Source organism: Ferroacidibacillus organovorans, from assembly GCF_001516615.1.
GTDB classification, from domain to species: domain Bacteria; phylum Bacillota; class Bacilli; order Alicyclobacillales; family SLC66; genus Ferroacidibacillus; species Ferroacidibacillus ferrooxidans_B.
In genome coordinates this window covers 53,871-59,870 of sequence record NZ_LPVJ01000002.1, presented here as the reverse complement: position 1 = coordinate 59,870, position 6,000 = coordinate 53,871, and the positions used below count along the sequence as shown (strand labels likewise).

Here is a 6,000-nt window from a genome sequence, read left to right as displayed (position 1 = left end):
CACGACCTTGTGGAGAGAAGAGAGACCAGGCCGCCAAAACCTAAAGGTCTCTCTTTTTATATATGCCTATGTAAACCCCCCGCACATGATTGTCGTCTAAACAATCATCTGCATACGACAATCATTGACAAAATCCTTCGTCAAACGGGGCGACAAAAAACCGCTCATCCGCGGTCAAACAGCGTGAGCGGCTACAGCATAATATCGATCCTTCTCATCAAAGTTTGTAATCCATTGTAAAATGTCAAACTCACTAACAGAGCGTTTTAGCCTCTTTATCGTTGATTGTATCCCAATGCTGTACTCCTCCAACTCACCTGAGGTGATTTGATTGTGAACTCTCATAAGGACCTCCCTGTGCTCTTTGCTTTTTCTTCCCAATGCCCCCAAAGGAATATCAAGTTTAGTGTAATTGGTGTACGAATTTATTCAGCCGGCAACTGAATCAAAATCTATTGTTCGAGTGATGCTTACAACCATTGCGTTGGTATTGAATTCTTTTGGCTACTACTTACATAACTCAAGTTTCGCACCCTTAGGCAACCAGTTTTTCCTTGATAGCGCTGGGTAAATGGGTGATAAACTGTTCGACAATCATATCGATCACGTTGTCATCTTGGACATCCGTCGTTTTCATGATGGACTTCAGCAGTTCGATCAGTAGACGCAGGGCGTCAGCGAACCGGATGTCATCGAGCTCGTCACAGCAGTCGAAAAAGAGTGCTCCTATCGTCCTTGGGTCTTGTTCGTCTCGAGCCGCTGTCGCCAGCATGATGTATCGCGTGAAAACGATGGTGGTATGGGCAAACATCTGGTCGTACGTACGTCCCTGAAGTTCCTTTGCCAATCGCAGATTGGATTTGCTGACTTTGAAGAAACACTCAATGTCCCATCGCTTGCCGTAGATGCGAATTACTTCGTCGTCTGACACGCTTGTATCCGTAGAAAGCAGTGCGAGCCATTGACGGGAACGGTTCCTGTCTCGTACGAACACAATCTTGGCAGGAATCGGGTCGCCATTCTCATCCTGACCCATCACGACCATCACGGAGGCAAGGATCTTCGCGCGTCCACGGCGCTTTCTCAAAGCAGAGTAAAGCTCTTTGAGCGTCAAGCGACGTCTTTCGTATTCGTACCGAACTTTGGGCACCGCTTTGAGCATGCACACCACATGCATCGAATGCTCCAATGCCTTGAGAATGACTGCCGAATACGCAAACCAGCTGTCGAATAGCAGGTATTTTGCGGTAACGCCCATCGCTTGTGCCTGAGTCAGCAATTCAAACAGAGCGTCTGTTGCCTTTTGCATGCTCTCCTTTCGACGCTTATAACCGCAAGTCCTTTTGTCGATGGAATCTTCCACACCACAAAGGCGATTGCGCTCATTCTCAGAACTGAGCAATGAAAAAGCAAGCGGCACGAAGGAGTTTCCGTCCGACCAGCCAAGTGTCAGCATTCGGAAGCCACGAACAAATGTGTGAGACACATGGTCGTAGACCCTGGCGAGTAATTCAACTTTCTTGCTCCGACTGCGACTGAACAGCGAGTCGTCGACAATGAACACGTCTGCCCTGTCATCTGAAGTGAGTTGAGATAGTTGCTGTATGACAGCCGCGCTCAGCAATAGCAAAAACCGCCGCCAGTTGTGTCGAGGGGAATTCAGGAAACGATACACCGTGTCTTTTCCAAATGCATCATTCCCAGACTGCTTTAGCCAACGGTTCAGGCTTCGCTGAGTGAATACGAGGCTGAAAATGACGCGGAATACATCCAGCACAGCGATACCCGCCTGCTTTGTGATATTCGACTGCTTCAGGAGCTTTGCTATTTTAGATTGCTTGAAGAAGGCAAAAACCATAGATTGGAGTTGATCTTGGTGCTGAGGTTCACGTACCATTATGGCAAACATCCTCTTCTCTGTAGATTGTTGTCTGGACAACTCCAGTCTACCAGAAAAAGAGGGTGTTTTGACTTTTCCAATGCCTGAAAACCCTGTTGTAGCAAGGGTTCATTGGCTCAAACCGGGTGCGAAACTTGAGATAATATCTTTATTTATGAAACGTTATACTAGTCCTCGCAACCGCAATGCCAGTAAGCTGCACCGCGCTTCAAGCTAGACGCGAGCTTGTGGCAGATGGGACAGGTGACTGGGCTCCACGCGGACGCCCATGGGTAATAGCGGAACACGTATGGAAACACATCAGTCCGCTTCTGGACGTGCGCCTCCACAGATGCCACAGGGACTCGATAGAGAATCGCGGAATCAAGCCGCGCATCGGCCGTGACATTGTAGGCTCGTGAAATATCCTCCATGCGTAGATCGCGATCACGTTGGGTCGCTTCGATCTTCTCCTTGATGCGCTGCTTCCTTGTGACATCCACTGTCGATTGCAGCTGTCCCATTAATTTGCTCAGTGTCGTGGCATAGTAGTGGCGACTCTTAGCAAGCTCGTCCTCCAGTTGTAAGCGATTCTGCGCCTGAATCCATGTGATGCGCTTTTCTATTTTCGGTCGTATGATCTCAGACGCTCTAGTAAAGCCAGCTTCCAGTGCAAACGGGGACGGGACGGGATGAGGTATCCCAATGTCATCCTCGCGGTTTTCACGGCTCGTCATAATTTGGCCAACTGTAGTGACTTCTTCAGATCCCACTGTGAACCAGTGGTTATCGAGGACAGGTACAAGGTGTGTAATGTCCGCCAAGGTATGGAGATCGACCAGTGCAGCGGCCACGTCTTCTTCCACTTCATCCGTCTGGTAGGTTACGATAAATCGGCAGAGTAAGAGGAGGTTCTCTTCCAACCAAGAACGATTGGTTTTTGGCGGTTTGCACTTGACAAAGTGAACCAGATTGACCAGCTTGGCATCTGTATTTTGTGGCCTCTCGCTTCTCATCTCCATCCGTCGAACCTGTAACTTGCCGCAGTTCTTCGCAGCTTCTAGCATCGATTCCAGAAACGGAGTTCCGAACGTAACCAGTTCGCAATCGTCGCGTTCTTGGGCGATCTCTGGATAAAACGTGATGCGCTTCATCTCTTCCTGAGGGAGCAAGACGTTGTAAATACCCCAATCAATCAATTCCACGACGGCCCCCATCATGTTGAGCGTCTCGAGCACAAAGGTCTGTACAGACCATCCACCGTCGGATGATGAATCTCCTGATGTCGATCCCTTCGCAACCGCACTCATGACTTTACTCACTCATGATCAACTCCGATAACAGTCTGTCGTCGACATCGCGAACCTTCTGATAATGCGTCTTGGCGGCCAGCAGTTCTTCACCGAAGGCATCGACCTCGCGAGCCAGTTCCGACTCGTCTTTCGCGCGAACCCAGATATCCATCAAGATTTCATCAAACTCGCGCTTTTCGTCAAGCGATCCCAAGATCATGTCAAGTTCACCCACCACGAGTTGGAACAGGTTCACCTTGGCGTCAAGGATGCGCAAGATGTGCTCTTCCATCGTTCCCTGGGAGGCGAGGTTATAGATGTTAACTTCGTGTTCCTGGCCGATCCGATGTATGCGGCCGATCCGCTGCTCAATTTTCATCGGATTCCAAGGGATATCGAAGTTGACCATACGGTGACAGAACTGCAGATTGCGACCCTCTCCGCCTGACTCGGTGCTGATCAGAACCTTCGTGCCATCGCGAAAATCGTTGATAGCCTGTTCCTTCTGCGCTCGTGACATGCCACCGTGGAAATTCACCACATCAATACCCTCGCGCTGGAGAAACTCAGCAATCACACTTTGAGTCTCGACAAACCCTGTGAAAACGACTGTTTGATCCGATGTGTTTTGCAGAAGTTTCAATAGAGCTGCCAGTTTCCCGGTATCGCGGACGGCTTTTCCTAGCTCGATGAGTTCCTGAATGGTGTCCACATTGACTCCTGGGAGGGTTCCCGCAGGGTATGACTCACTCATCCACAGTTCGCTCCTAAGCACTTCATTGTTGCGGTCTGCAGGAACCCACTTTGCCAGTGTTGGCAGGGTACATGCAATGCTTGATCCCGCTTGTCTCAAGAGGTTCTTTAATACGAACGGGTGGAACTTACGCTGTTGGGATGACGCAGGGGTTGATAATTCCATATACCGTGATGTCGCGCGTCTTAACGGTACTGCAGTGTCAGATTGCAACTGTGACTTTACGAAACGCGAGAGTGCTTCGTAGAAGCGTCGTTCCTCGGAAAGTGGAGGAATGACAAGGGTATCTGCAGTTCGTGTGGACTGGATAACACCTGTGGTGCTGCGCCGATTTCGGATCATCACGTTTTGCACCAGTTGCTTTAGTTCTGCGACGTTTTTGGGTTGCAGCGGATCCTTCTTATCCACGTACTTTCGCTTGTATTCAGCCTCCGTCAACAACTGTCCCGGTCTTAACAGCGTGATGAGGTTGAATAGTTCACTCATGTCATTTTCAATCGGGGTCGCCGTCAAAAGCAGAATGTACTTCTTCTTCAACTGGTTGACGAACTTCCAGGCCAAGGTGGATTTATTTTTAAGGTGATGGGCTTCATCGACGATGACGATGTCAAACTCGGTGTCCAAAATTTCATTTCTATGTGGTTCCCGCTTTGCAGTATCGATGGAAGCGATGATATGCTCAAAGGCGTTCCAGGGATTTTCGGCGGCTCGAAACCTCACGTCGTCGTAACAGACAAAGTCGAGACCGAGCTTGCGCGTCACTTCTTCTTTCCATTGATCGACGAGCGACGGAGGAGTCAGGATAAGGGCGCGTTTGACCAAACCGCGGAGCATATACTCCGTGAGAACAATCCCGGCCTCGATGGTCTTGCCAAGTCCTACCTCGTCACAAAGCAATGCCCGCCCGCGCATGCGGCGAAGGACTCGTTCTACGGTACGCACCTGGTGGGGGAAAGGTGTGATGTCACGCAGCATTTGTAGAGACAACAGTTCATCGAAACCGCTTCTCAATGATAAGTGAACGGCTTGACGGTGCAGATCCACCTCACGGTTCGGGACCGATGGAAGAGCGGCAAGTTTCTGGAGCATCAGCAGTGCTTCGTCATGATGGATTACAATGGATCCATGATCTCGTTCGTTCATTTCATATCGGTCTTTCGGTGCCTTTTGCCCATGTGCAGAAGCGTGCCCATCTATATTCTCAGAGGGTCCTTCACCTGTTCCCAGATTCGTAAAGGGTGGGGCGTTCATAAGTAACCATTGAGGAGGATATAGACGAAACTGAGGCGGACGGGCAGAATGATTCGCCTTACCGTCAACGTGTTCGATGAGCCACTCTTCGAACACGTTGAAACCTTCATCAACTGCGATGCAAATCTGTTTCAAAGCTTCGCCTAAACCATCGCCTTGTATGATTCCGGCATCCTGATCGACCGTGCAAATCAACGGCTCGGCGTCCGCCGTCTTACGCCTTACTGCTTTTGTTTTCGGCGTGAACACAGCGTTCCACTGAAGGTCTACGAGGATGGAGCCATGGTTTGGAACATCGCGTAAAACGTGACGAAGAGAGGTGTCCATCTCCAGAGCGTCAAGTTCCAGCAGATGATCCGTAAACCGGAAGAAGTAACGTTCTGGCACGGCATGGATTCTCCTCTCAATGTCGTGATAAAGTAGCCAACAATGATCAAAAATCGACAGATGAACGGAACCGACTAGGTTTACGCATGTCCTCTTTAGAACTTTACATACCCTACTCGCTATCATTTATTTTATCACTTAATATAGGGGTTCTCCACGTTTGAACTGTGTAAATCAACTGGACTACACAGGGAGAAGGCTTTGGAGATGCTTGTCTTGATACTCTATTTGTGGCCATGCTAATTTCGTGCGCGGAACAGCACGGCAATACGCCGGAGGCCTCACCGATTCGAAGAGTCATAAATGGTTCACACCCACATTGCTAGGAGATAGGCCGTTCGATGCTTTTCGTCGATTTTTGGGATGTACCAGAAATGTCAAGGTATATTTTACGATCCTCAAAGTGTTATTAGCAAATACATCAGCTCTTGATGACA

3 protein-coding genes are annotated in these 6,000 nt (G+C 49.4%); all 3 read right to left on the bottom strand.

The genetic code is table 11. The features are described 5' to 3' along the window. Positions 1 to 535: 535 nt before the first annotated feature. Positions 536 to 1,897 carry an IS4 family transposase gene (locus ATW55_RS01060; protein ID WP_082685422.1) on the bottom strand — a complete coding sequence of 454 codons (1,362 nt, stop codon included), beginning with the start codon at positions 1,895 to 1,897 and terminating at the stop codon, positions 536 to 538. Between the two features lie 170 nt (positions 1,898 to 2,067). After that, positions 2,068 to 3,201: a hypothetical protein gene (locus ATW55_RS01055; protein WP_067711147.1), complete on the bottom strand. Its 1,134-nt coding sequence runs from the start codon at positions 3,199 to 3,201 to the stop codon at positions 2,068 to 2,070. Continuing rightward, positions 3,194 to 5,563, bottom strand: coding sequence for a DEAD/DEAH box helicase (locus tag ATW55_RS01050; protein ID WP_201024906.1), 2,370 nt, complete (start codon positions 5,561 to 5,563; stop codon positions 3,194 to 3,196). Before ATW55_RS01050 ends, ATW55_RS01055 begins: the two co-directional genes overlap by 8 nt. Between the last annotated feature and the right edge of the window lie 437 nt (positions 5,564 to 6,000).